At 64.1% G+C, this 22179-nt stretch carries 28 protein-coding genes; 18 read left to right on the top strand and 10 right to left on the bottom strand.

The window, feature by feature from the left end; translation table 11 throughout:
* Window positions 1-8: 8 nt before the first annotated feature.
* Window positions 9-836 carry a hypothetical protein gene (locus BMW89_RS01455; RefSeq protein WP_143062686.1) on the bottom strand — a complete coding sequence of 276 codons (828 nt, stop codon included), beginning with the start codon at window positions 834-836 and terminating at the stop codon, window positions 9-11.
* 75 nt (window positions 837-911) lie between these two features.
* Here BMW89_RS01455 and BMW89_RS01450 point away from each other — a divergent pair, with 75 nt between their 5' ends.
* From BMW89_RS01450 to BMW89_RS01425, 7 genes are all read left to right on the top strand, one after another.
* Window positions 912-1202: a type II toxin-antitoxin system HicB family antitoxin gene (locus BMW89_RS01450; RefSeq protein WP_092021967.1), complete on the top strand. Its 291-nt coding sequence runs from the start codon at window positions 912-914 to the stop codon at window positions 1200-1202.
* 88 nt (window positions 1203-1290) lie between these two features.
* Window positions 1291-1707, top strand: a complete 417-nt coding sequence (locus tag BMW89_RS37685; RefSeq protein WP_177195769.1) for a hypothetical protein — start codon at window positions 1291-1293, stop codon at window positions 1705-1707.
* On the top strand, window positions 1707-2375 hold the full coding sequence (locus BMW89_RS37680) for an OmpA family protein (RefSeq protein WP_177195768.1): 669 nt from the start codon (window positions 1707-1709) through the stop codon (window positions 2373-2375). Before BMW89_RS37685 ends, BMW89_RS37680 begins: the two co-directional genes overlap by 1 nt.
* 172 nt (window positions 2376-2547) lie before the next feature.
* The gene (locus tag BMW89_RS01440; protein WP_092021963.1) at window positions 2548-3066 is read left to right on the top strand and encodes an Mpo1 family 2-hydroxy fatty acid dioxygenase; all 519 of its coding nucleotides are present in this window, start codon (window positions 2548-2550) and stop codon (window positions 3064-3066) included.
* Between the two features lie 27 nt (window positions 3067-3093).
* Window positions 3094-4125 carry an NAD-dependent epimerase/dehydratase family protein gene (locus BMW89_RS01435; protein WP_092021961.1) on the top strand — a complete coding sequence of 344 codons (1032 nt, stop codon included), beginning with the start codon at window positions 3094-3096 and terminating at the stop codon, window positions 4123-4125.
* Window positions 4126-4152: 27 nt separating this feature from the next.
* Window positions 4153-4779, top strand: a complete 627-nt coding sequence (locus BMW89_RS01430) for a methyltransferase family protein (RefSeq protein WP_092021958.1) — start codon at window positions 4153-4155, stop codon at window positions 4777-4779.
* Between the two features lie 410 nt (window positions 4780-5189).
* Window positions 5190-6494 carry a PQQ-dependent sugar dehydrogenase gene (locus tag BMW89_RS01425; RefSeq protein ID WP_092023301.1) on the top strand — a complete coding sequence of 435 codons (1305 nt, stop codon included), beginning with the start codon at window positions 5190-5192 and terminating at the stop codon, window positions 6492-6494.
* Between the two features lie 3 nt (window positions 6495-6497).
* Here the strand turns inward: BMW89_RS01425 and BMW89_RS01420 are convergent, their stop codons facing one another.
* Together BMW89_RS01420 and BMW89_RS01415 are read right to left on the bottom strand one after the other, a co-directional pair.
* Window positions 6498-7322 carry an aspartate dehydrogenase gene (locus BMW89_RS01420; RefSeq protein ID WP_092021956.1) on the bottom strand — a complete coding sequence of 275 codons (825 nt, stop codon included), beginning with the start codon at window positions 7320-7322 and terminating at the stop codon, window positions 6498-6500.
* Window positions 7323-7360: 38 nt separating this feature from the next.
* Window positions 7361-8278, bottom strand: coding sequence for a LysR family transcriptional regulator (locus BMW89_RS01415; RefSeq protein WP_092021954.1), 918 nt, complete (start codon window positions 8276-8278; stop codon window positions 7361-7363).
* Window positions 8279-8433: 155 nt separating this feature from the next.
* Here BMW89_RS01415 and BMW89_RS01410 point away from each other — a divergent pair, with 155 nt between their 5' ends.
* The 5 genes from BMW89_RS01410 (at window position 8434) to BMW89_RS01390 (ending at window position 12295) form a co-directional block, all read left to right on the top strand.
* Entirely contained in the window at window positions 8434-9732 is a 1299-nt protein-coding gene (locus BMW89_RS01410; protein ID WP_092021952.1) for an MFS transporter, read from the top strand.
* 21 nt (window positions 9733-9753) lie between these two features.
* Complete coding sequence (locus tag BMW89_RS01405; protein WP_092021950.1) at window positions 9754-10827, top strand: tartrate dehydrogenase; 1074 nt, start codon at window positions 9754-9756, stop codon at window positions 10825-10827.
* Window positions 10828-11118: 291 nt separating this feature from the next.
* Window positions 11119-11574 (top strand): small heat shock protein HspD, encoded by a 456-nt coding sequence (gene hspD, locus BMW89_RS01400; RefSeq protein WP_092021948.1) that lies wholly within the window; start codon window positions 11119-11121, stop codon window positions 11572-11574.
* A 126-nt stretch (window positions 11575-11700) separates the two neighbouring features.
* Window positions 11701-12018 (top strand): hypothetical protein, encoded by a 318-nt coding sequence (locus BMW89_RS01395; RefSeq protein ID WP_092021946.1) that lies wholly within the window; start codon window positions 11701-11703, stop codon window positions 12016-12018.
* 28 nt (window positions 12019-12046) lie between these two features.
* Window positions 12047-12295: a hypothetical protein gene (locus BMW89_RS01390; protein ID WP_092023300.1), complete on the top strand. Its 249-nt coding sequence runs from the start codon at window positions 12047-12049 to the stop codon at window positions 12293-12295.
* Window positions 12296-12625: 330 nt separating this feature from the next.
* On the opposite strand, the gene BMW89_RS01380 is transcribed toward BMW89_RS01390, so the two are convergent.
* The 4 genes from BMW89_RS01380 to BMW89_RS01365 all read right to left on the bottom strand — a co-directional run bounded on the left by BMW89_RS01380 (window position 12626) and on the right by BMW89_RS01365 (window position 15334).
* The gene (locus BMW89_RS01380; protein WP_092021942.1) at window positions 12626-13570 is read right to left on the bottom strand and encodes a LysM peptidoglycan-binding domain-containing protein; all 945 of its coding nucleotides are present in this window, start codon (window positions 13568-13570) and stop codon (window positions 12626-12628) included.
* 159 nt (window positions 13571-13729) lie between these two features.
* A complete protein-coding gene (locus tag BMW89_RS01375) occupies window positions 13730-14131 on the bottom strand; it encodes a hypothetical protein (protein ID WP_244547481.1) in 402 nt (133 codons plus the stop codon).
* 23 nt (window positions 14132-14154) lie between these two features.
* The gene (locus tag BMW89_RS01370; protein ID WP_092023298.1) at window positions 14155-14409 is read right to left on the bottom strand and encodes a hypothetical protein; all 255 of its coding nucleotides are present in this window, start codon (window positions 14407-14409) and stop codon (window positions 14155-14157) included.
* A 73-nt stretch (window positions 14410-14482) separates the two neighbouring features.
* A complete protein-coding gene (locus BMW89_RS01365; RefSeq protein ID WP_092021940.1) occupies window positions 14483-15334 on the bottom strand; it encodes a DUF3313 domain-containing protein in 852 nt (283 codons plus the stop codon).
* A 188-nt stretch (window positions 15335-15522) separates the two neighbouring features.
* On the opposite strand from BMW89_RS01365, the gene BMW89_RS01360 reads away from it, so the two are divergent.
* From BMW89_RS01360 to BMW89_RS01345, 4 genes are all read left to right on the top strand, one after another.
* The gene (locus BMW89_RS01360) at window positions 15523-16182 is read left to right on the top strand and encodes a TetR/AcrR family transcriptional regulator (protein WP_092021938.1); all 660 of its coding nucleotides are present in this window, start codon (window positions 15523-15525) and stop codon (window positions 16180-16182) included.
* Between the two features lie 244 nt (window positions 16183-16426).
* Window positions 16427-16615, top strand: coding sequence for a hypothetical protein (locus tag BMW89_RS01355; protein WP_210187552.1), 189 nt, complete (start codon window positions 16427-16429; stop codon window positions 16613-16615).
* 70 nt (window positions 16616-16685) lie between these two features.
* On the top strand, window positions 16686-17399 hold the full coding sequence (locus BMW89_RS01350; RefSeq protein ID WP_092021936.1) for an SDR family oxidoreductase: 714 nt from the start codon (window positions 16686-16688) through the stop codon (window positions 17397-17399).
* A gap of 72 nt (window positions 17400-17471) precedes the next feature.
* Window positions 17472-17933, top strand: coding sequence for a MarR family winged helix-turn-helix transcriptional regulator (locus BMW89_RS01345; RefSeq protein ID WP_092023296.1), 462 nt, complete (start codon window positions 17472-17474; stop codon window positions 17931-17933).
* A 133-nt stretch (window positions 17934-18066) separates the two neighbouring features.
* On the opposite strand, the gene BMW89_RS01340 is transcribed toward BMW89_RS01345, so the two are convergent.
* The gene (locus BMW89_RS01340) at window positions 18067-18681 is read right to left on the bottom strand and encodes a CGNR zinc finger domain-containing protein (RefSeq protein WP_092021934.1); all 615 of its coding nucleotides are present in this window, start codon (window positions 18679-18681) and stop codon (window positions 18067-18069) included.
* A 129-nt stretch (window positions 18682-18810) separates the two neighbouring features.
* Here BMW89_RS01340 and BMW89_RS01335 point away from each other — a divergent pair, with 129 nt between their 5' ends.
* Window positions 18811-19662 carry an alpha/beta fold hydrolase gene (locus BMW89_RS01335; protein WP_092021932.1) on the top strand — a complete coding sequence of 284 codons (852 nt, stop codon included), beginning with the start codon at window positions 18811-18813 and terminating at the stop codon, window positions 19660-19662.
* Between the two features lie 18 nt (window positions 19663-19680).
* Here the strand turns inward: BMW89_RS01335 and BMW89_RS01330 are convergent, their stop codons facing one another.
* The gene (locus BMW89_RS01330; RefSeq protein WP_092021929.1) at window positions 19681-20703 is read right to left on the bottom strand and encodes a zinc-binding metallopeptidase family protein; all 1023 of its coding nucleotides are present in this window, start codon (window positions 20701-20703) and stop codon (window positions 19681-19683) included.
* A gap of 156 nt (window positions 20704-20859) precedes the next feature.
* Between BMW89_RS01330 and BMW89_RS01325 the strand changes: the two genes are divergently transcribed.
* Window positions 20860-21252 (top strand): PRC-barrel domain-containing protein, encoded by a 393-nt coding sequence (locus BMW89_RS01325; RefSeq protein WP_092021927.1) that lies wholly within the window; start codon window positions 20860-20862, stop codon window positions 21250-21252.
* An 81-nt stretch (window positions 21253-21333) separates the two neighbouring features.
* Here the strand turns inward: BMW89_RS01325 and BMW89_RS01320 are convergent, their stop codons facing one another.
* Complete coding sequence (locus tag BMW89_RS01320; protein WP_092021925.1) at window positions 21334-22059, bottom strand: hypothetical protein; 726 nt, start codon at window positions 22057-22059, stop codon at window positions 21334-21336.
* Window positions 22060-22179: the final 120 nt, after the last annotated feature.

Here is a 22179-nt window from a genome sequence, read left to right as displayed (position 1 = left end):
CCTTCCGCTCAACTGTCCAAGATGTTGGCTCCCTGGTCGTAAATCGGCTGATCGACGTGCCCGGCCCCGGGCACAATTTCGAGTCTCCAGCCCAGCGCGACGCCAAGGCTTTTGGCCAACTCCGTGCAGTGTTGGAAATGCCAGAGACCCCGCGCAAGGCGATGAGGCCCTTGAGCCATCGCCTCGTCCCACCGAGGCAGGTCGGGAGCTTCAGGATCGTTGTCGGCGTCACCTAGCAGGAGGACAAGCGGGCGTCCCAGATACCCCCGCAAATGACTTGCGCTGAGACCAATCCCTCCCATGCCATCAGGATACTCCGTGGTGAGGTTCGGCAGCATGTAGCAGCCGCAATTGGCAGCAACGGCCAGATCGATGGAGGCGGCCTCGTTGAGTGCGAGATAGCGCAGGACATATTGAGCGCCCGCGGAATTGCCGAACAGGCCGAAGGTGTCCCGGCTCGACCCGATCGCATGTCGAACATAGTGAAACAGCCGGTCGATACCCCCGAAATTCCAATGATCGCGCGGCAAAACCGTGTTATCTGGCGGCGGCAATCGCACTCCGCCGAAATTGTACGCGTGGACGCCCGGGAACTGATCCGGATCGAACTCCGGTACCAGCACGATTTGCTCATTGCGTTCGGCTTGAGGTGCGAGAAGATCGCGAAACGCCGCGGCGGCACGATCAACGCCATGCATCGCCACGATGATGCGTGTGTGCCGATTGCTCGATCGGGGACAAAATGAGAAAACCCGCATCGTTCGTGGCGAGGGGACGGCACCATCATCACGAAACAGGAATGAGCCGGCGCCTTCGGCCAGAGTCAATTTGCTCAATTGCGGACCTCCCAGATGAGGTAGTCATAATTGAATCAGACCCGGCGGCACAACCTTCGAGGACATCAGCCCTGCATGGCCCACTACATTGCCATCATTGAGGACGCCGGCCCGGACGATGCCGTTGGCGTGTGGTTTCCCGACCTTCCCGGCTGCGTCTCTGGTGGCGACGACGTCGACGAGGCTCTGGAGAGTGCGCCCGAGGCGATCGCGTTCTACGCGCAGGAGCTGACCGAGGACGGTCGCGAGCTTCCTCCGCCGAGGACCTTGGCTGAGCTTGAGGCCGACCCCGAATTTGCCGACGACATCAGGAACCACACGGTCGCCCTGATCGAATGGCCGCCCCTCGCCGACCCGACGGAGTGAGGACTGTTCGCCGCACTGGCCGGACCTTCGACAGTTCTGGTCCGAACAGCCCTTGACCATCGCGAACTTCCCCGTATCAGATGCACCCATGGTCCGGGGCTCCATCACACTGATCTTGCTGGTATTGGGGATGCCGTCGCTCAGCGCGGCGGAGACCATGAGCTTTGGCGATTCGCTCGGGCTGCTGGCCAAGAGCTGCGGCGCGGAAATCGTCGCCAATTGCCGCGGCGTCAACCCGGACTCGACCCGGCTGAAGGAATGCCTGTCGCGCAACCGCGACGTGCTGTCCCAGCAGTGCGCGAGCGACTATCTCGGCGCCTTCGACGCCATCCAGAAGCGCGTCGCCGCGCGCGTCGCCGTGGCGAACGCCTGCCAGCGCGAGATCGTCAAGGTCTGCGGCGGCTCGACCAAGGAAACCAGCAAGTCGATCCCCTGCCTGATCTCGACGCCCAAGGGCATCAGCAACAACTGCCTGAAGGCCGTCGACGACGCGGGGTACCGCTGATGCGCGCGACCAGAATTGCCATCACGCTTGGTATTACTTTTGGCTTTGCCCTGCTCGCGGGCGCAGCAGGCGCGCAGACGACGCCGCCAACCCGCGACGACATCGTCGGCAAGCTCAACCATTTCGAAGAGGCCGCCGAGGTCGACCTTCCCGCCCTGAAGACGCAGGTGATGGAGCGTGCCAAGGCCAGGATCAAGAACGATCCCGGTCCGGTGAACCGTCCGCTGATCGCGCCTGATCTGGCCAACCTGCCGACCTTCACCACGCAGATCCAGTTCGATGCCGATACGCCGATCATCCAGCCGGGCTCCTACCAGACCGTCGGCCGCATCGCGGACGCGCTGGTTCATGCCTCGCTGCTGCCCTACACGTTCCTGATCGTCGGCCATGTCGAATCCAACACGAAGACGCGCGAGGCCAATGCGATCCTGAGCCAGCGCCGGGCCGACGCGATCCGCGACGTGCTGGTGAATACGTTCAAGATCTCGACCAAGCGGCTGCATCCGATCGGCCTCGGCGAGGAGCAGTTTCTCGACCGCGCGAAGCCGACCTCCGTCGTCAACAGCCAGCTGCAAATCGCAACCTTTGCCAAGGTCCCCGACGAGGCGCCCGCGCATCCGGCTGCGGCTCCCGCGCCTGCGGCGAAAAAGCCCGCCAAAAGGCACTGAGCAAACACGCCTCGGCGTCTGACGGAACCCTTTGAAGTTCTGACCGTTTTGTGACCTGTCTCACAGCGCGACAGCATGGTTTCGCGCGACAATAGCGCCGGTTTGTGCACTGCCCTATCCGGTGCTATAGCCTCTGTTCGTCCTTCCCGCCCCCACGCTGCACGAGACCGAGATGGCTGGCTATTTCCAACGCCAACTGGCCGATTACGTCGAATATCATCGCGATCCCTGGAACTGCGCGATGCACGTGGTCGGCATCCTCCTGCTCTTCACCGGCGCCGTGCTGCCGCTCAGCCTGGTGCATTTCTCCGTGTTCGGGGTCGAGGTGAGCCTGGCGGTAATTTTGGCCCTGCCGGTGCTGGTCTACTGGCTGATGCTGGACGCCGGGATTGGCCTCGGCATCCTCGCGGCGATGATCGTGCTGCTATCGGTCGCAACCGCGATCGGCAATCAGGTCTCGATGGTCATGATGTGGTCGATTTTTGCGGTGCTGATCGGGTTTGGCGTCGCAGCGCAGATCGTCGGCCACAGGGTTTTCGAGGAACGGCAGCCGTCGATGGTGGACCACCCCGCGCATTTCCTGCTTGGACCAATGTTTGTCATGGCAAAATTATTCATTGCACTGGGCTTCCGTCGCGACCTTGCCGCGATTTTGGCGCCTGTTCCGGCCAATTCCCTTTCAACCCGATAGTCTGAAGCGAAACAGTAAACCTTCTGCATGGCTCTCGTACTGGTTACCGGTGGCAGCGGCTTCATCGGACATCACCTCGTAGAAGCGCTCCGCGCCCGTGGGCAGCGGGTACGCGTACTTGATGTCCGTCCCCCGGCCGCGGCCAATGCCGACGTTGAATATGCCTACGGCTCGGTGCTGGACGGTGCCGCGGTCGAGGCCGCGTTTGCCGGTGTCGATCAGGTCTATCACCTCGCCGGCCTGCCCGGCATGTGGGTCGCCAACAAGCAGGACTTTCACGACGTCAATTGCCGCGGCACCGAGATCGTGCTCGCAGCCGCGATGAAGCGCGGCGTGTCGCGCTTCCTGCACTGCTCGACGGAATCGATCCTGTTCCCCTATTCGGACCTGGGCGGCGCTGCCGCCGAGGAGGCACTGCAGCCGGCCGACGCCATGCCCGGCGCCTATACGCGGTCGAAGTCGCTCGCCGAGCATTTTGCCGCGAAGGCCGCGGCCGCGGGCTTCCCTCTGGTCATCGGCACGCCGACCATGCCGATTGGTGCTGCCGACCACAATCTGACGCCGCCGACGGCGATGCTTTGGTACTTCCTCCAGAAAAAGGTGCAGCCGCATCTCAACTTCCTGGTCAATCTCGTCGATGTCCGCGACGTCGCGCTGGGGCTCGTGCTGACCATGGAGCGCGGCCGCCTCGGCCAGCGCTACATCCTCGGTGGCGACTGCGTGCCGCTCGGCAACATCCTGCGGATGATGTCGGCGATGAGCGGCCGCCGGCAGTATCCAGTCGTCGTGCCCGGCAGGATCGCCGAGCTCTCCGCGATCATGCTGGAATCCATCTCCGATCGCATCACGCGCCGTCCGCCCAACGGCACTGCCGAGGGCGTGCGCATTGCGCTCGCCGCGAGCGATCTTTCGATCGGCAAGGCCCGTAACGAGCTCGGCTATTCGCCGCGCCCGATCGAACCGGTCTTGCGCGAAACCATCACCCATCTGCTCGCCCGCAACGGCCAGCGGCCCTCCGGCGCCATCGAGCATCACGCGCTGTCCTCGCGCGCGAGCTAAAGCCGCCGCCCAACGCAAAGAACCTTCATGTCCTTCGATTTCAGCAAGCTTCTCTCTGTCGCCTGGGGCGGCTGGACCACGACCTGGCCGACCGAACTCCTGGCCCTGATCTGGCTCGCTTTTCTCGCCAGTTGGGTCGGCGCCTCGTTCTGGCAGGGGCAGACCAAGAAGCAGGTCATGACGCTGGAGTCGCAGCGCTATAGCTTGCCGATCCTGGTCGGCGGCATCCTGTACACGCCTTTTATTGCGGAGATCTTTGGCTGGAAGCCGCTCTGGGTGCTCGGCAACACCGGCATCACCATTGCTGCCGTCCTCTCGGTCGCCGGCATCGCCTTCGCATGGTGGGGCCGGCTGCATCTCGGAAAGTTCTGGTCCAACACCATCACCCACAAGGAAGACCATCGCGTCATCGACACCGGCCCCTATGGCATCGTGCGCCACCCGATCTACACCGGGCTGATCTTCGGCATGCTGGTGACCGGCGTTGCGATCGGCCTGGTGACGACGATCCTCGGCGCCATCCTGATCTCGCTCGGCATGTGGCAGAAGGGCCGGATGGAAGAGGTGTTCCTGTCGAAGGAGCTCGGCGAAGACGCCTACGGCGCCTACTGCCGCCGCGTGCCGATGATCATTCCGTTCTTGTCGCCGCGTTGAGGGCGTAGCAGCTCCCCTCATTCTCGTGTCCCGGACGCGCTGCAACGCGCGAGCGTTGCCGCGCAGAGCCGGGACCCAGATGGCGACTCATTGCATGCCGTGAGATGGGCCCCGGCTCTGCAGCGCACCGCGAAGACGCGCTACGCCGCGTCCGGGGCACGAGCCCAGATTGGCCGCTGATCTCCTCTCCATGCAAATTTGGTCGGCTGCCATTCCGCGCACGTCCAAACGGCCCGATGCAAGCCCGCGCATGTTGACCTTTTTGCCGCGACCCAGTTGGATGCGCGCGCAACGAGGCACGACGACATCCCATCGCGGATCTGGAGAGATCGACGAACAAGCCTGAGCCCGCGCGGGGCTTTGGGCGATCCGGTGTGGGACTGTGCCTCAGGGTTCAACAGGTGATTTTCATGAATTTTTCCAGCATCTTTGCGCAGTTCGTCGCATTCGTCGGCGGCGTCGCGCTGCAATGGCGAAAGCTATCGGGCACCGCGCCCGCCCCCGCCTGGGGCCAGGCGCCCGCTATTCCCGAAGCAAAACCGCAAGGGGCTCTGCCGACCCTGAAGATGCCGACCGCGCGCGGCTGGAGCGACGGCCAGAAACCCACCGCCGCGCCCGGCCTCAAGGTCAATGCCTTTGCCGCCGGCCTCGACCATCCGCGCTGGATCGAGGTGCTGCCCAATGGCGACGTGCTGATCGCGGAGGCAACGCAGATCGCGGGCGCGCCGAGGAGCGTGTTTCACTACGCGATGCAGGCAACGATGCGACGCGCCGCGGCGCTCGGCGTCAGCGCCAACCGCATCACGCTGCTGCGCGACAAGGACGGCGATGGCGTTGCCGAAGTGCGCGGCGCCTTCATGGAGAACCTCAGCCAGCCGTTCGGCATGGCGCTGATCGGCGAAACTTTTTACGTCGGCAACACCGACGGCGTGATGGCTTTCCCCTATGTCGCCAATGCCGACAGCATCACCGCGCCGGGCAAGCGGCTCACGAACTTCAAGCCGAACGGCCACTGGACGCGCAGCCTGCTCGCGAGCCCTGACGGCAAAAAACTCTATGCCGGCGTCGGCTCGCTCAGCAACATCGCCGAGATGGGCATGGAGGTCGAGGAAGGCCGCGCCGCGGTCTACGAGCTCGACCTTGCCGCCGGCACGCATCGCATTTTTGGCGCGGGCCTGCGCAATCCCGTTGGCCTTGCCTGGGAGCCGAACACGAACGTGCTCTGGACCGTCGTCAACGAGCGCGACGGTCTCGGCGACGAGACGCCGCCGGACTATCTCACTTCGGTGCGTGACGGCGGCTTCTACGGCTGGCCCTATTGCTACTGGGGCAAGACGGTGGACGACCGCGTGCCGCAGGATCCGGCGATGGTTGCCAAGGCGCTGACGCCGGACTACGCGCTCGGCGGTCACACCGCCTCGCTCGGCCTGTGCTGGATGCCCGCAGGGACCCTGCCCGGCTTCCCTGACGGCATGGTGATCGGCCAGCACGGCTCGTGGAATCGCAGCACGCTCTCAGGCTACAAGCTGGTGTTCATTCCGTTTGAGAACGGAAAACCCTCCGGCCCCGGCCGGGACATCCTGTCGGGCTTCCTGGCGCCGGACGAGAAGGAATCTTACGGCCGCCCGGTTGGCGTCGTGATCGGCCCCGATAAGAAGTCGCTGCTGATGGCGGACGACGTCGGCAACGTGATCTGGCGCGTCACCGGCGCGTAAAGGTTACGTCCCGACGCAGAGCGTGGCGCGCTGCTTGCGCAGCAGCGCGATCACGGACAAAGCTGTGATGATCCCGGTCTTGGGATTTTCGGATGGGATATTCTCGATCGACATCGAGAAGCGCGCGGAATCCGCCTCGACCTCGATGCGGTGAACATTGCGCGTCACGGTGGGGTCGGCCCAAACCTGGATCTGGGTGCGATCGGGCCCGATGCCCGCCAGCGACAGCGCAACGGCGACATTGACGTTGGCGGGAAAACCCTTCGCCGCGTCGCGCGCGCTGCCCTCGAACAGTTTGAGCGGTTCGCGCAGATTGTCGATGTCGATCTTGTTTTCGACGATGAACGGCGCGCCCTTCAAGCCATCTATTGGCTTGCGCGTCACCATCTTCACCGAGTGAATGGTGCCGACCGCGGCGGCGTTGACGGCATCGAGCCCGATCAGCGCGCCGGTCGGCACGATGATGCGGCCGCCATTGGCGCGCGCGAGATCGACCAGATCAAAATTGTCGAGCAGTCCGCCGACGCTGACGACCACCGCGGCCTTGCCACGCTTCACCGCGGGCTCGACGATCGCACGCAGCTGACTACTCGGCGCGCATTCGACGACGATATCGGCGGCGTCGCCGAGCTGATCGATGGGCATGATCTGCGGCGGGCGGCGCAGGCCACCCAGAAACGCCTGGTGCTTGGCGGGATCGCGCACGGCCACCGCCGACAGCGTCAGGCCTTCGATGCCCTGATCGAGGGCGGTTGCGATCTTGGTGCCGATCGAGCCAAGGCCCGCGATAGCCACGCGCAATTCGTTCGACGCTTTCTGTGCAGTCATCGCATCCCACCCTCTCGCCAAGCCAATGTCATAACCGCTCACGCCTCCCGCGCATAGCGGCGCAGGCGCGCCTCCAGCACGGCCAGCATGGCATCGCGGGCGGGATCGCGCGAGCCGCGCAGCCATGCCGCGGCGAGCGGCAGCCGGCCAACCGGGCCGCTCTGCTTCGGACGCAGCGGCACGAAGCGCACGCCCGTCACCGCCATCCGCGTGGTCCAGCGCGGCACGATGGCGACGCCGAGCTTCGTTGCCACCAGATGGATGATGGTCTGCTTCTCGTCGGCGACCTGCACGATGCGCGGCGTGAGGCCGGCCTGCTCGAACAGTTTTATGGTGAGGTCGTGGCTATGCGGTCGCGAGCGGCGGTCCGGCACCAGCATCGCCTCGTCGGCAATCTGCGACAGCGTGATCGATTTGCGCTCGGCCAGTGCGTGGCGCTGCGGAAACGCCACGATGGCGGTCTCCTGGAGCAGGTCGCGGAATTCGAGCCGCTTGTCCGGCTGAACCGGCGGGCGGACGAAGGCGAGATCGAGCGCGCCGGTCAAAATCTTCGGCAGCAGCCGGACGGTCTTGTCTTCGAGCAGCTGCACCGCGATATCGGGATGCTTGTCGCGGAAATCGCGCAGCAGCGGCGGCAGCAGCCCCGCCGCCGCGCTGTCGATGGCGCCGACCCGCAGCCGCCGTGCGGTCTTCGCGCGCGAACGGTTACGCAGATTGTTTTCGACCGCCTCGACCCGCGCGAGGATCGCGCGGGCATCGCGCAGCAGCGTCGCACCGTCTTCCGTGAGCGAGACGGCGCGCGTCGTCCGCGCGAACAGCCGCGTGCCCAGATCCTCTTCCAGCAGCCTGATCTGGCGCCCGAGTGCGGAGGGCAGCATCTGGAGATGCTGCGCCGCATGGCCGAAATGCAGTTGCTCGGCCGCCGCCACGAAGCATCGCAGCTGATGCAATTCCATCCAAGGTCCTCTCGTCTCGCCCGGCGCGGATTATATCATTTTTTTGTATAAACCAGCGCCAATTGAGTATGCCTCCCCCGCCCGCCTAGGCTCATTACCGGCGTGGACCTCCGGGGCCGCCGACACAACAACAAACCGGAACTTGGGAGGCCAGGGTGGCGAGCGAGATTCAGACGCGCGTGCTGCGCAAGATCACCTGGCGCATCGTTCCCTTCATCATGCTGCTGTACTTCGTGGCCTTCATCGACCGCGTCAACATCGGCTTCGCCTCGCTGACGATGAACAAGGACATCGGTCTGTCGCCCACAGTCTACGGCTTCGGCGCCGGCATCTTCTTCTGGGGCTATTTCCTGTTCGAGGTGCCCTCCAACATCATCCTGCACAAGGTCGGCGCACGGATCTGGATCGCGCGGGTGATGATCACCTGGGGCATCGTTTCGGCCGCAATGGTCTTCGTGAAGGGCCCAACCAGCTTCTACGCGCTGCGCTTCCTGCTTGGCGTCGCCGAGGCCGGTTTCTTTCCCGGCATCATCCTCTATCTCTCCTACTGGTTCCCGGCGCGCCAGCGCGCCGCGGTGACCGCGCTGTTCATGGCCGCAGCACCGCTCTCGACCGTGCTGGGCTCGCCGGTCTCCGGTGCGCTGCTGGAGATGGATGGCCTGCTCGGCTTCAAGGGCTGGCAATGGCTGTTCGTGCTGGAGGCGCTGCCGGCCGTGCTGCTCGGCTTCGTCGTGCTGGCCTTCCTGACCGACCGCCCCGAGAAAGCGAAATGGCTCGCGGATGACGAGCGCCGCTGGCTCGTCGAGACCATGAACGTCGAGACCACCAGCAAGGCCGCGACCGCAAGCGACAGCATCTGGCGCGGCCTCGCCGATCCGCGCGTGCTGGCGCTGGCGCTGATTTATTTCGGCACCTCGGCCGGCCTCTACACGCTCGGCGTCTGGGCGCCGCAGATCATCAAGCAGTTCGGATTGTCGACGCTCCAGGTCGGCTTCCTCAATGCGCTGCCGGCAACCGCCGCGGTCGTCGCCATGGTGCTGTGGGCACGGCATTCGGACCGCACCGGGGAGCGCACGTGGCACGTCGTCATCGCCTGTCTGATCGCCGCGGCCGGGCTTGCCTATGCGGGCCTCGCGACCGGCGTCGTTGCCGTGCTGGTTGCACTGGCGCTCGTGAACATCGGCATCTCCTCGGCAAAACCGCCGCTCTGGAGCATGCCGACGCTGTTCCTGTCCGGCCCCGCGGCCGCGGCCGGCATCGCCACCATCAATTCGATCGGCAATCTCGGCGGCTTCGTCGGTCCCGCCATGATCGGCTGGATCAAGGACCAGACCGGCAGCTTCGTCGGCGGGCTTTACTTCGTTGCCGGCCTGCTCGTTCTCTCGGCCGTCATCACCCTGCTATTGTCGCGCGCGCAGACCGCGCCCGTCGAACCCGTCCCGCAATCCCGCTAGAATCTCAAACGGAGCATCTTCATGCGCACCCATTCGATCGCAGCCATCCCCGCCGACGGCATCGGCCCCGAGGTGATCTCGGCCGGAATCCGCGTGCTGGAGGCGCTGGCAAAGCGCAGCGGCGATCTCGCCTTCAACATCAAGACCTTCGACTGGGGCTCGGACTATTACAAGAAGCACGGCGTGATGATGCCGGCGGATGGCCTCGCTGAACTGAAGAAGTTCGACGCGATCTATTTCGGCGCGGTCGGCGCGCCCGATGTACCCGATCACATCACCCTGTGGGGCCTGCGGCTGCCGATCTGCCAGGGCTTTGACCAATACGCCAACGTGCGGCCGACCAAGATTCTGCCGGGCGTCGCTTCACCGCTGCGCAATGTCGGAATCGGCGATCTCGACTGGGTGATCGTGCGCGAGAACTCGGAAGGCGAATATGCCGGCATGGGCGGCCGCGCACACAGGGGCCTGCCGGAAGAGGTTGGCACCGAGGTCGCGGTGTTCACCCGCGTCGGCGTCACCCGCATCATGCGCTATGCGTTCGAGCTCGCGCGATCACGTCCGCGCAAATTCCTCACTGTCGTGACCAAGTCGAACGCGCAGCGCCATGGCATGGTGATGTGGGATGAGATCGCAGCCGAGGTGGCGACCGAATTCCCTGACGTCACCTGGGACAAGATGCTGGTCGATGCCATGACCGTGCGCATGACGCTGCATCCGAAGAGCCTCGACACCATCGTCGCGACCAACCTCCACGCCGACATCCTCTCCGACCTCGCCGGCGCGCTCGCGGGCAGCCTCGGCGTGGCGCCGACCGGCAACATCGATCCGCAGCGCCGCTTCCCCTCGATGTTCGAGCCGATCCACGGCTCGGCCTTCGACATCACCGGCAAGGGCATCGCCAACCCGGTCGCGACGTTCTGGACCGGCGCGCAGATGCTCGAGCATCTCGGCGAGAAGGACGCGGCGGTGCGGCTGATGGCGGCGGTCGAGCGCGTCTGCGCGGCCGGCGTGCTGACACCCGATGTCGGCGGCAAGGCGACGACGAAGGAGGTCACGGACGCCGTGATCGACGCGATCCATGGGGCGAATGTGTAGGAGGCCGAACAACACCGGCCTTGCACTCGACCATGCTGTCGGGAGCTGACGATTAGCCTTGGTAGAGACACGACGCCCCTTTTGGTTCAGGGGCGTCGATCCTCCCAGGCGGCGCAGGTGGGTCTAAAATTTTTCGACATCCCCTCTTGAAACCAAAACGGTGTTTTTTTATTTTTCCGTTGCCGCCGAGAGGTGGCGTTCCCGGCGCCTGATGGGTCGGGAACGACTGAGACGGGCACCGGTCCTGTCCGGTGCCGCTCGTACCCATTTTGCTCCTTGGAGGATCTGGCTATGCGCACTTACGACTTTTCTCCCCTCTGGCGTTCGACCATCGGCTTCGATCGCCTCTTCGACCTCGTGGAGACGGCACAGCGTGCCGGCGAGGACAATTATCCCCCCTACAACATCGAACGCGTCAGCGAGGATCGCTACCAGATTTCGCTTGCGATCGCCGGCTTTTCGCCCAGCGAGATCTCGGTGACGGCCGAACAGAACGCGGTGATCGTCGAGGGCAACAAGGCGGACAAGGCCGAACGCGAATATCTCTACCGGGGCATTTCCGCGCGGCCCTTCAAGCGGCAGTTCAACCTGGCCGACTATGTTCAGGTGCAGGGCGCCGCGTTCGAGAACGGTCTGCTCAAGATCGAATTGATCCGGGAGATTCCCGAAGCGATGAAACCGCGGCGAATTGCCATCAATGGCGCGCCGTCCGGGGTCGTGCATCAACTCGAGGGCAAGGCGGCCTGAAGCTTCATTGATCGGAGGCTTGGTGATCCCGCCCTATCGTCGGGCGGGATCGACCATTGCCTTCGATCGCGCACCCGGCGCAAATCCAAATCAGAGGTTTTAGCGAAAGGAGAAGGAGGACCTCTCATGATCGATCATGCCAAAAACATCATCGACCTGAACGCGATATTGCACCCCGGTTCTGTCTACGATCATCCCCGCGACGTCGTCGAGGATCCAGCTCTGTCCATCGGCGAGAAGCGGGCGATCCTCGCATCCTGGGCTTCGGACGCGGCCAGCGTTGCCTCAAACCCGGCGCTGAGAGAACTGCCGGGCTCGAACAGAATTGTCACCGTCGACGAGATTCTGGAAGCGCTCTCCATGCTGGACCACCACCCGAAGGGCCCTCCCGGTGGCAAGCCTGCACGCTTGAGGTCGACCTCACGGACCGGCCTCGCAGCCTAGCAAACCGACTGTTCAACGGATGACGACGATGATGGATGAAAAGCTCGCCCTGTTGCGCGCGCACCGCAACAACATCAGCCGTTACCACCGGTTGCTCAAGACCGAACTGACGGAGTTCGAACGGCGCTTCGTTGAGAGGCGCCTCTCTGAGGAGCGGTCCGCGATTGAAAAGCTCGCCGCCGCGACCTTCCCCATGACCTTTCAAATTCCGATCGGGGCGATCATGAACGCAACCATGCCAGAGGCAGCAAGCAGACACGGCCAATCCAATGCCTGATCAATTCCCGACCTTCGAAATGTCGTTGAGGAAATGCGGCCGAAGGACCTGGCGGTGGCGCGTGTGCACGACGGAAGGGCGCCTCGTCATGCACGGATCGGAAAACGGTCGGCCGGCTGCGAAATATGCTGCTGAAAGAGCACTGTTTCTGATGCTCCTGTCCGCGCCCTATCGCCTGGCGAGCCGGACTCCGACCTTGGCGCGCTCATCCTTGGCGACCTCGGCTGGAAGGCGGCTGCCGCGGCACCAGATACGTGGATGACAGGACGAGGCTCGACTGCGCTCAGGGGCAGACATTGGCCGGCGCATCCCGGCCTCGCTCCTGAGCTCCTATCGCCGCCCCTGCGGCACCACCATCGCGGCCGCCGGCTCCGGCGGGGTCAGATGGCGCGGGACGATGATGGACTGGCCCGGCGTGAGGGTCGCGTTCTCCGCCAGCGAATTGCTCTGCGCGAGCGTCCACAGCGGCACGCGATTGGCGGCGGCAATGCTCTCCATGGTGTCGCCGGGACGCACCGGCACCCGCACGCCGCTGTCCCACAATTCCACCAGCGTATTCCCCGGCACGAGATAGCGCAGCGGCACGGTGTCGCCCTGGGCCTGCGGCTGAATGCGCGGCAGCTGCGTCACCATCTCGATGATCTGGCGATGGATGTCGTCGGACTTCTCGATGTTGATGTGCGAGACGCGGCTGTTTTCCTTGAGGTCGTAGCTCGCATAATGGCCGCGGAAGCCCGGCACCGCCACCACGTTGCCGCCGCCGAGCACGCTGTCGGAGAGGAAGATATTGATGAAGCGCTCGACATTGAGTGGCACGTCGTCGGTCGCATGCGCGGGGTCGATGGTGATGACGAGGCTGATCGGGATGTTTTCCTTGGCCGCCATCTCGGAGATGATGACCGAGCACAGCCCGCCCATGGAATGGCCGATCAGCACGATCGGCGCCGGCGTTTCCTTGTAGCTGGCGATGGCGCGATCGCCGATCCACCGGCAGATGGTGAATTCGTTGACGTCGGCCGAGAAGCCGGCCTTCGTCAGCTTCTCTTCGAGCCGGTCCATGCCGGTCGAGAAGAACGGGCCCATGGCGCCGCGGAACAGGTAGATCTTTGGCGGCGGCAACGGCTCGACGGGAGCAGGAGGCGGCGGCGCGGTGGCCGTCACCGCCGCGCGCTTCGACTTGGCATTCGACTTGGCAGGTGAGGCAACAGCCATGCCGGTGCTCAAGGCGAACAGCACAATTGCTGCCAGCACCACAATTCGCCTTGGATCAAGCATCAGTTCAGCAGTCCCACCACGGGAGGCCGCCGCCTCCCCCGCGGGCTTAGTGACCACCGATTGGGTGGATTTTGGGGCACGGAACCAGCCGCCGACACCCCGTCGGTCGGGGCCCGTAGTCTCCCCGCGGCAGCCCGGCATCAACTGAACGGAACCCATTCAACTGAAAGGAACCCATGGCTGGGCTTCGCAGGCGTCGAAGATCACCGAGCTCTGGATTCCCTTGTAGGCATCATCGTCGAAAAACACCGAATAGGCGGGGCGTTTGCCGGCTGACGGGCCGTGCTGCCTCAGGCAGACGAAATACGATCCCGGCCCGTGGTCGGTATGGCGGACGGCGGTTGTCTCCATTCCCCCGGTCAGCTTGGCCTCGGTGGCCCCTTTCCTGACGCCCTCCTGCACCGCCTTGGTGCTCGGTGCGTGCGCAGGCCGGTAGGCGGGAGGCAGATTCGCGCTCGACGCACACCCCGCCAACAAGAGTATCAAGACAGTGGACAAGGCTTGCAGGGGTCTGCGGCGGCCGAAGGCCGACCTTCGCGCCAGTTCAAATCGCAAATACATCGCTTGCCCCGACGCCGCGCGCCTCACCCCTGGGTCAGGAAGAGATAGAAACAGCCCGCGACCGTGGGCAGGAACGCGATCAGGGCCGTCATCCAGAAGCCGGGCTCGAGGATCGGGTCATCCTTCTCGCCGGCGACACGGCGATCCAACTTGGTTCGGCTCCACGTCTCGTCGGCCGTGAACAGCGGAACGCTCCCCGCGCTCGCGCGAGCTTCGGAGCGCGCGGCGCTTTCGCGCAGAGGGCGCTGTGAGAGACCAATTGTTCGGGATGTCAGCATGTCATGACTCTGGTCGGTTACGAATATGTTGAGTACGGACGCCACGAGGAACCCAGTCAGGAGCGCGTCCAATTCATTGCGTCAGCGTCTGCTCTGAATTCGCAGCCGGCTCCGGCGCCGGGGCCGGACTGCCCTTCGCGCCGGAATCCGTCCAGCCGGGCGGCAGGCCGAGCCCCTGCCCCGCCATGCCGGTCAGGCCGGGAAACCGCCCGAACGCCTCGCACGCCACATATTTCGGCGCGCCGCCGAGCCGCACGGGGATGGTGTCCATCGGAGGCAGCGCAGGCATGCCGCCGAACGGAGATTCCCCGGTCGTCACCAGCTTGGCGAAGTCGGCACCGAAATCGGCGGCCAGATCGTAGGCATCGCCCTCGTCCGAAATCCGCGCAGAATTCGTGATGGAGTTGGCGCCACGCGCCCAGACCATGGCGGCCTTCTGAAATCCGGCGAAGTCACGCGCTTCCGCCTCGACCGAGAGCGTGCCGAGCCCGACGGGAAGCCTCGGCACGGGCACAGGCACGCCGGGGAGGGCAACGGTCTTGGCAATCGACAGCGCTCTCGATGCGCCCGAGGCGGTCGGGCTGGTCGGCGTTGCATGGGTCACCGTGGCCTGAACCGTGAGGTCGGCGTCGTCTTCGGCGGCAACGATCCGGAAGCGTTCGCTCAGGCGCAGACACAGTTCGCGGCTGATGGCATTCGCGACCAGGCGCCGTTCCTTTTCATTCAGGGCGACGTCGCCGCGCGCGGGAAAGACGGTCGTCGCGATCCGGACCGTCTTCGCCGCCAGCAAATCCTTTTTGTTGACGCGAATCCGGGACTTGGTGACCAGCCCGTTGGCGTCCGACATCCGGTCGTAGCTCCCGAGCGAACCGGCTCGTTCGAGCGGCGCAGTTGCACACCCACCCAGCGCGAACGTGACGCACATCAGGGCCGCCCGTTGCAAGCGCATGGTCCCACTCACGTTCGGATGAGTTATTAGATAGATCACTCTAGTAATCACTCCCACACCCTCTGCACCCCGTCAACATAATTAGATGGAACTATCTAATTTTGATTTTATCGAGGCGGACACCCGTGCTAAATGAGGCTTCAAGAGGATGGGAGACGCGCGTTTTGAGGAAAGTCGACCCGGTCAAGCACGAGTTGAAGCGCGGCGAGATCATCGGCGCAGCGCTGCGCTGCTTCACCCGGGACGGCTTCCGCGGCGCCAGCACGACGGACATCTGCACCGAGGCCGGGATCAGCCCGGGCCACCTTTATCACTACTTCGAGAGCAAGGAGGCGATCATCGAGACGATGATCGACATGGGTCTCGCGCGTGCGGCAGGACGGTTCGAGCAGATCCTGGCCGCCCCCGACGTGATCGAGGCGCTGCTCGCCGATATCGAGGAAACCAGCCTGCGTTTCCGTCCCGCCCAGGCCCTCAACCTCGATGGCCTCGCGGAAGCCGCCCGCAATCCGGAATTCGCTAAAATGATCGCGCGGCACACCGATGCGGTACGCCGCATGTGGGGCGACTTCCTGCGCCAGGCACAAAGCCAGGGGCGGGTCGATCCGGGACTGGACCCGGATGCGACGGCGAACATCCTGATCGCCCTGATCGACGGATCCCGCGCGATGCCGATCCGAAATCCCAAGCTGGATATCAAGCAGAGCGTGGCGCATCTGAAGAAGATGCTCGTCCGCTTCCTGAGCCCGCCGGAAGCCCGGAGCGCCACGAGCAAGCCAAGCAGGCAGACCGGCCGTCCGCTCAAGCTGGTCAGGAAGCGCTAGACGGCAGCCAACGCGACGGCCACACGGCGATGTGAACCTCCCCACTCCAGGCGCCGAACGAAACGCCTTGACTTAGGAGCATATGCACTTACTTTGACGCTGGTAAGAGCATATGCTCTCATATAGATCAAAGGAACGGCGTCATGAGCGAAGCAACCGTTCTGGTCAGCGGTGCGACCGGACGAACCGGGGGCGCCGCCGTCGACGAGCTGCTCAAGATGGGCAGAATGTCGGCTCGCGGCTCGTGCTCGAATACCAGGCCGCCCTGACCAGCGGCGAGGGCCTGAGCGCAACCGTCATCGTCGACCACAATCCCGACGGATCGGTGACGCGCGTCAGCGTGCGAATGAGCCCGCTTGACGCAGTGCTGAAGCTTGCCGCCGGCCTGCGCGACCAGCTCGCGAAGCAATTGCCGGCAGATCTTTTTCTGTGAACTGAACGTCCTCGGACCGGCGGCGGGAATAAGCCCGCTGCGGCATGAGGCTCTGGAAAGGTAACTTATCATGGACATCAAGAACGCAACCGTCTTCATCACCGGTGCCAATCGCGGCCTGGGTCTGGCCTTTGCACGCGAGGCACGTCGCCGCGGGGCCGCGAAAGTCTACGCGGGCATGCGCAACACGGATGGCTTCAACGAGCCCGGCATGATCCCGGTGAAGATCGACGTGACGGATCCGGCCTCGATCAACGCTGCTGCCAAGATCGCCAACGATACGACGTTGCTCGTCAACAACGCCGGCATCGCCGCCTTGATCGACGGGCCCCTGTCGGCCGACGTCGTGGCACAATCGGCGCGCATGTTCGATACCAATTATTATGGCGTCGTGCGCGTCACCCAGGCCTTCGAACCGATCCTGTCGGCGAAGCCTGACGCCGCCATCATCAACGTGCTCTCCGACATCGTGTGGCTGCCGCGGCCGATTTTGACGCCCTATGCCGCGTCAAAGGCGGCGGCCTGGAGCTATACCAACCAGCTTCGTCTTCATCTGCGCGAGCGCGGCATCCAGGTTCTCGGCCTGCATGTCGGGTTCGTGGATACCGACCTGACCAACGGCATTGACGTGCCGAAAGCGAGCCCCGAGGACGTGGTGCGCCAGACCTATGACGCCCTCATCGCCGGCAAGAGCGAGGTGATGGCCGACAAGGGTACGGTGGTGCTGAAGGGCACGCTCGCAGCTGAGGTGCCCGGCTATATCACTCCGCCGCCGGGACTTTGAGAATACTGGTGCGCCCGCGCCACGCGTATATTGGTGGCGCGGGCCTTCGATGGAAATGGACGGGACAAGGAGATGTTGCCGGTGAGCAAGCCTCTGGGAATCGATCAATGCAACTGCTCCGCCATGAGGAAGGCCAACCGGCAGATCTCTCGCTTCTATGACGCCCATCTCGAGCCGGCGGGCCTGCGCATCACGCAATTCCTCACCCTGTCGGCGCTGAACGAGGTCGGTGGCGCCGCCGTCAATGCTCTCGCCGAGCGGCTCGACATCGAGCGGACGGCGATGGGCAAGATGGTCGGCTTTCTGGAACGCGACGGCCTGGTCCGAATCCGGCCCTCGCCCACCGATGGCCGAAGCCGCCTCATCGAGCTCACCGATGCCGGCCGGCGTCTTCACGGCAAGGCCGCCCCGCTCTGGCAGCGTGCCCAGCGCGAATTCGAGCAGTTGAACGGCGCGAAGAATGTCGCAGTGCTGCGGGGCGCCCTGCGAGACATGGTCGTCGGCGACATGAAGGCGGACTCATCCGAGGACTGAGCGCCGCCATCCGCTGATGGAAGGCAACGCCGCGCCCAGAACGCCCCGGCGGCACCTGATCAGCGCCGCCTCCCAGCCCGCCACCACCGCACCGAGCGTACCCCAGGTGCGGCAGTCTCGCTCCCCGGGCCGATCACTGCTTGCTCTTGAGCCGGCTGCGATGCGCTGCCTGCTTGGCACGGTTGCCGCAGACCGCCATGATGCACCATCGCCGCGCGCGCCTGCGCGTGTGATCGGCAAACAGCATCGTGCAGCTGTGGCCTTCGCACGCCTTCACGTCGGAAAAATCCTCCTCGCAGACGAATTTCGCCAGCGCTTCGCCGACCGGCAGCAGCAGGGATTCCGGCGATCGCCAGCGCCGCATCCTTTGCAGCGCAAGCCCGCCCTCGTCGTGACGTGGCACGATCTGCCGAAACGACTCGTCGCGCGCCAAGAGGCTGTTGAGCGGCCCGAGCTCGTGCAGCGCCTTCGCAGTGAGCGGCCGGCCAGCATGCTGCACAACGAAGCCTCGAAACCATTCGCGCAAGGCCCGGGCTTGATCCGCGACCTTGTCCAGTTCGCCGGGCAAGGCCCGCGCTTTCATCGCATCGAGCTCGTCAGACGGAACGAACCTGGCCTGGTCCAGCCAGTCGATCAGGCCATCGCCATCATTGATCCAATCGACGGGCGTATCGACCGGCGTCGCGATCGAATTGAGGAAATCGAGCCCGGGCGAGTCGGCGATGAACATGGCGGGCGGTCTGTCCATGAGCGGTCCCTGGCCGGACTGAAAGCGGCACACTTACGTAACCTGTAAAATTGCAATTGACAAGTTACTAGGTAGATAAGTAACCTGTCTGAACGAGATAACAGGTTACGTCCAGCAGTGGAGATGATCATGACCCGAACCACCTATCGCACCGCCAACGTCGACGGCTTGAAGGTGTTCTATCGCGAGGCCGGCCCCGCCGGTGCGCCGAAGCTCCTGCTGCTGCATGGCTTCCCGAGCGCCGGCCACATGTTCCGTGACCTGATCCCGCTGCTCGCGGACAAATTCCATATCGTCGCGCCGGACCTTCCCGGCTTCGGTCAGTCCGACATGCCCGCGCGCGAAAGCTTCCGCTACACCTTCGACAATGTCGCGCGCGTGATCGAGCGCTTCACCGAGGTCATCGGCTTCGATCGCTTTGCGGTTTACGTTTTCGATTATGGCGCGCCGACTGGTTTCCGGCTTGCGCTCAGCCATCCCGAGCGGATCACGGCAATCATCTCGCAGAACGGCAACGCCTATGAGGATGGCCTGAGCGACGGCTGGACTCCGATCAAGGCCTATTGGCAGGATCCGTCACCAGCCAACCGCGAGGCGCTTCGCGCCTTCCTCACGCCGGAGGCCACGAGCTGGCAATACACGCATGGCGTCACCGACGCGGCCCTGGTGTCGCCGGACGGCCAGAACCTCGACAATTTCTATCTCGCGCGCCCGGGCTCGGATGACGTGCAGCTCGACTTGATGGGCGACTACAAGAGCAACGTGGCGCTTTATCCGTCATTCCAGAATTATTTCCGCACCCACAAGCCGCCATTCCTCGCGGTCTGGGGCAAGAACGATCCGTTCTTCATTCCGCCCGGCGCCGAGGCGTTCAAGCGCGACAATCCCAACGCCGTCGTCCAATTCTTCGACACCGGTCATTTCGCGCTGGAGACGCACGCACGGGAGATTGCCAACGCCATGCGTACGTTCCTGGGATGAGATGCGTGGTGACCCGCCCTACTGCGCGTGAGCGAAAACTTTGGCGACGCTCGCTCCCGCCGACTTCTGCTGCTCGCGAAACGCGCTGATCGCCATGTGCACGAGATGCAGCTTGCCCTTCACTGCGGGCGAAATGTCGAACGGGTAGGCGTCACTCATCCCCAGCGAGCGGTTGAGCTCGTTGAGGCCACGGGCGAGCGGCATCCACAAAGCGAGCAGCGCTTCGAAGTCGCTCTCCAGATAAGGATCGGTCAAGGTCTGCCGCGAGCGCTCATCGAGCGACAACGGCAGACCTGCGAGCGAGTCGAGCGTCGAGACGATGTGCAGGAAATGCGCAAACGTCTCCGCCCAATCTTCCCAGGGATGGGACGTCGCGTACTCGCTGATAAACCCCATCCGATCGTAGGAACGATCGAAGCGGCCATGATAGCTGTTGATCGCAAACTGGTAATCCTGCGTTTCGTCACCAAAGATCAGTTTGAACGGCGCCTGGAGTGTCGTGCCGTTGACGAGCAGCTCCCAATAGAAGTGACCAATCTCGTGCCGGAAGTGCCCCAGCAGAGTGCGGTACGGCTCCCGAAACGCCACACGGCGGGACTCGCGCTCGACATCGTCGGCTTCCGCGAGGTTGAGCGTGATGAGACCCGAAAGATGCCCGGTGAGAATAGGACTGGTCTCATCCGAGAGGATGTCGAATGCCACCGGCGCGCCATCACCCGGCGTGAGCGGGAGCCGAAGACGCGCGAGATCGTAGACAAGACGGCGCTTGGCCTCCTCCATCCGACGCCACAGCATGATGTTCCTGGGGCTGCCGAGATTCGGGATGGTGCGCGTGAGACGGCAGGAGCCGCAATACGGATCCGATTCCTCGGCGCACCAATTGCAACCGATGACGTCGCGATTCCGGCAGGACTGTTTGAGCGAAAGCTCCGTCATCTCGATGCATGAGGGGTCGAACAGCAATCCGTCGCCGCAGTTCGCGCACACGACGTGCTCGAACGTCACGGCATGTCGACACGACGGGCACTGGAATTCTCTCATACGTCGCAGTCCCAAAACGAAAGTCGCGCGAGGCGATCCGCCGTCAATCCATGTGCAACAACACTGGATTGAACGGCGGGTTCCTTTGTTCTCGATCGAGGAACCTTTGCCGCATTTTCCTGTTGGCACCGCGATCGATGATTGAGGAGGACCAAGATGAAAAAGCTCGCTCTCACATGTGCACTTGCGGTTGCAGCCGCCACCGCCGCGCATGCCGCGACAACCACTGTGAAGTCGGCGCCGTCGGAAAGCTGGACGGTGACCAATTACTACAAGCAGGCCGTTTACGACCCTAAGGAAAGCAAGATCGGCGACGTCGACGACGTGCTCGTCGACAAGTCCGGCAAGATCACTGGCCTCGTTCTCGGTGTCGGCGGATTCCTGGGCGCTGGCGAAAAGGACGTCATCGTGCCGTTTACCGCGGTCAAGACCACCAAGAAGAACGACAAATGGTGGCTGACGATCGACGAGAGCAAGGACACGCTCAAAGAGGCGCCGGGCTTCAAGTACGACAAGGCCAGCACAACCTGGGTGCCCGAGAAGAAATAAGTTCGACCGCATAAAGCAATGCCGCCGTCGACAATCGAGTCGACGGCGGCATGTTGAGGTCAGCCGTTATCGGCGAAGTGCTCAGTTCCGCGGAGCGGTTGCTGCCGCCGACCGGGCCTGCCGCGGGGCGGCGGGTGCGCCGGGTTCGGCCATCGGAGCTGCCGGAGCGCGCGAGCGCATGATGGCGGCGTCGATTTCGCCGATGACGCGGCGCTGGATCGTCTCGTTCTTGTCGATCGAGATGTGGCCGACGCCGGTGCCGCGCACGTCGACATTGTCGAGCTTGCCGCGCAGGCCAGCCGCGGCCCGCACCGGCTCGCCAGGGCCGTCGCCGATATAGATGTTGATGTAGCGCTCGGCGCCGGTCGACAGCTTGGTCTTGAACACGGAGTCGAGGCCGATCGCGAGCTTCACGGGAACGCCGAGCTGGTTGAGCTTGGCGATCATGTCCGGCAGCGCGGTCGCGCCGGAGGAATGGCCGACCAGGATGATGGTCCTGACGCGGCCGGCCCTGTAGTCGGCCGCGGCTTCATTTGCGAGCGAGGACCAGGACACGAAGTTGGCGACGGTCACCGGAATGCCCTGCGCCTGGAGGCGGGAGCCGATCGTGTCGAGCCCGAGCGAGAAGATGTTGAGCACGCCGCGGAGCAGGTAGACATGCGTGGTCGCGGCCGCAGCCTGGCTCGGCGCTGCCTTGGCAGGGGCCGGGCTGATGGCAACAGCTGACAGCAGGAGCAGGCAGATCGCCCACATCCGGAGGGCGGGCAATTGGCTGGCGCCGGCGGTGTGACGGCCGTTCGGTCTCATCGATCTTTTCCCTGGGGACATACGCTTTGCGATTGGCCGGAATCGTAGCCATGGCCTGCTCGCAGACGCAACAAAGAGGCGCGTGAACGGCAATCTTAGCCACAGCCCGTGACCATCGCG

This window comes from Bradyrhizobium sp. OK095 (assembly GCF_900109945.1).
In the GTDB taxonomy this organism is placed as follows: domain Bacteria; phylum Pseudomonadota; class Alphaproteobacteria; order Rhizobiales; family Xanthobacteraceae; genus Bradyrhizobium.
This window is presented reverse-complemented; position numbering and strand designations above follow the sequence as displayed.

Excerpts from the sequence above, each read along its gene's own strand:
- BMW89_RS01450 (WP_092021967.1), top strand. The coding sequence starts at position 912 with ATGGCCCACTACATTGCCATCATTGAGGACGCCGGCCCGGACGATGCC.
- BMW89_RS01440 (WP_092021963.1), top strand. The coding sequence starts at position 2,548 with ATGGCTGGCTATTTCCAACGCCAACTGGCCGATTACGTCGAATATCAT.
- BMW89_RS01340 (WP_092021934.1), bottom strand. The coding sequence starts at position 18,681 with ATGGACAGACCGCCCGCCATGTTCATCGCCGACTCGCCCGGGCTCGAT.
- BMW89_RS01390 (WP_092023300.1), top strand. The coding sequence starts at position 12,047 with ATGATGGATGAAAAGCTCGCCCTGTTGCGCGCGCACCGCAACAACATC.
- BMW89_RS01430 (WP_092021958.1), top strand. The coding sequence starts at position 4,153 with ATGTCCTTCGATTTCAGCAAGCTTCTCTCTGTCGCCTGGGGCGGCTGG.
- BMW89_RS37680 (WP_177195768.1), top strand. The coding sequence starts at position 1,707 with ATGCGCGCGACCAGAATTGCCATCACGCTTGGTATTACTTTTGGCTTT.
- BMW89_RS01365 (WP_092021940.1), bottom strand. The coding sequence starts at position 15,334 with ATGTGCGTCACGTTCGCGCTGGGTGGGTGTGCAACTGCGCCGCTCGAA.
- BMW89_RS01380 (WP_092021942.1), bottom strand. The coding sequence starts at position 13,570 with ATGCTTGATCCAAGGCGAATTGTGGTGCTGGCAGCAATTGTGCTGTTC.
- BMW89_RS01425 (WP_092023301.1), top strand. The coding sequence starts at position 5,190 with ATGAATTTTTCCAGCATCTTTGCGCAGTTCGTCGCATTCGTCGGCGGC.
- hspD (WP_092021948.1), top strand. The coding sequence starts at position 11,119 with ATGCGCACTTACGACTTTTCTCCCCTCTGGCGTTCGACCATCGGCTTC.
- BMW89_RS01320 (WP_092021925.1), bottom strand. The coding sequence starts at position 22,059 with ATGAGACCGAACGGCCGTCACACCGCCGGCGCCAGCCAATTGCCCGCC.
- BMW89_RS37685 (WP_177195769.1), top strand. The coding sequence starts at position 1,291 with ATGGTCCGGGGCTCCATCACACTGATCTTGCTGGTATTGGGGATGCCG.
- BMW89_RS01335 (WP_092021932.1), top strand. The coding sequence starts at position 18,811 with ATGACCCGAACCACCTATCGCACCGCCAACGTCGACGGCTTGAAGGTG.
- BMW89_RS01415 (WP_092021954.1), bottom strand. The coding sequence starts at position 8,278 with ATGGAATTGCATCAGCTGCGATGCTTCGTGGCGGCGGCCGAGCAACTG.
- BMW89_RS01350 (WP_092021936.1), top strand. The coding sequence starts at position 16,686 with ATGGACATCAAGAACGCAACCGTCTTCATCACCGGTGCCAATCGCGGC.
- BMW89_RS01345 (WP_092023296.1), top strand. The coding sequence starts at position 17,472 with ATGTTGCCGGTGAGCAAGCCTCTGGGAATCGATCAATGCAACTGCTCC.
- BMW89_RS01325 (WP_092021927.1), top strand. The coding sequence starts at position 20,860 with ATGAAAAAGCTCGCTCTCACATGTGCACTTGCGGTTGCAGCCGCCACC.
- BMW89_RS01435 (WP_092021961.1), top strand. The coding sequence starts at position 3,094 with ATGGCTCTCGTACTGGTTACCGGTGGCAGCGGCTTCATCGGACATCAC.
- BMW89_RS01395 (WP_092021946.1), top strand. The coding sequence starts at position 11,701 with ATGATCGATCATGCCAAAAACATCATCGACCTGAACGCGATATTGCAC.
- BMW89_RS01405 (WP_092021950.1), top strand. The coding sequence starts at position 9,754 with ATGCGCACCCATTCGATCGCAGCCATCCCCGCCGACGGCATCGGCCCC.
- BMW89_RS01420 (WP_092021956.1), bottom strand. The coding sequence starts at position 7,322 with ATGACTGCACAGAAAGCGTCGAACGAATTGCGCGTGGCTATCGCGGGC.
- BMW89_RS01370 (WP_092023298.1), bottom strand. The coding sequence starts at position 14,409 with ATGCTGACATCCCGAACAATTGGTCTCTCACAGCGCCCTCTGCGCGAA.
- BMW89_RS01330 (WP_092021929.1), bottom strand. The coding sequence starts at position 20,703 with ATGAGAGAATTCCAGTGCCCGTCGTGTCGACATGCCGTGACGTTCGAG.
- BMW89_RS01375 (WP_244547481.1), bottom strand. The coding sequence starts at position 14,131 with ATGTATTTGCGATTTGAACTGGCGCGAAGGTCGGCCTTCGGCCGCCGC.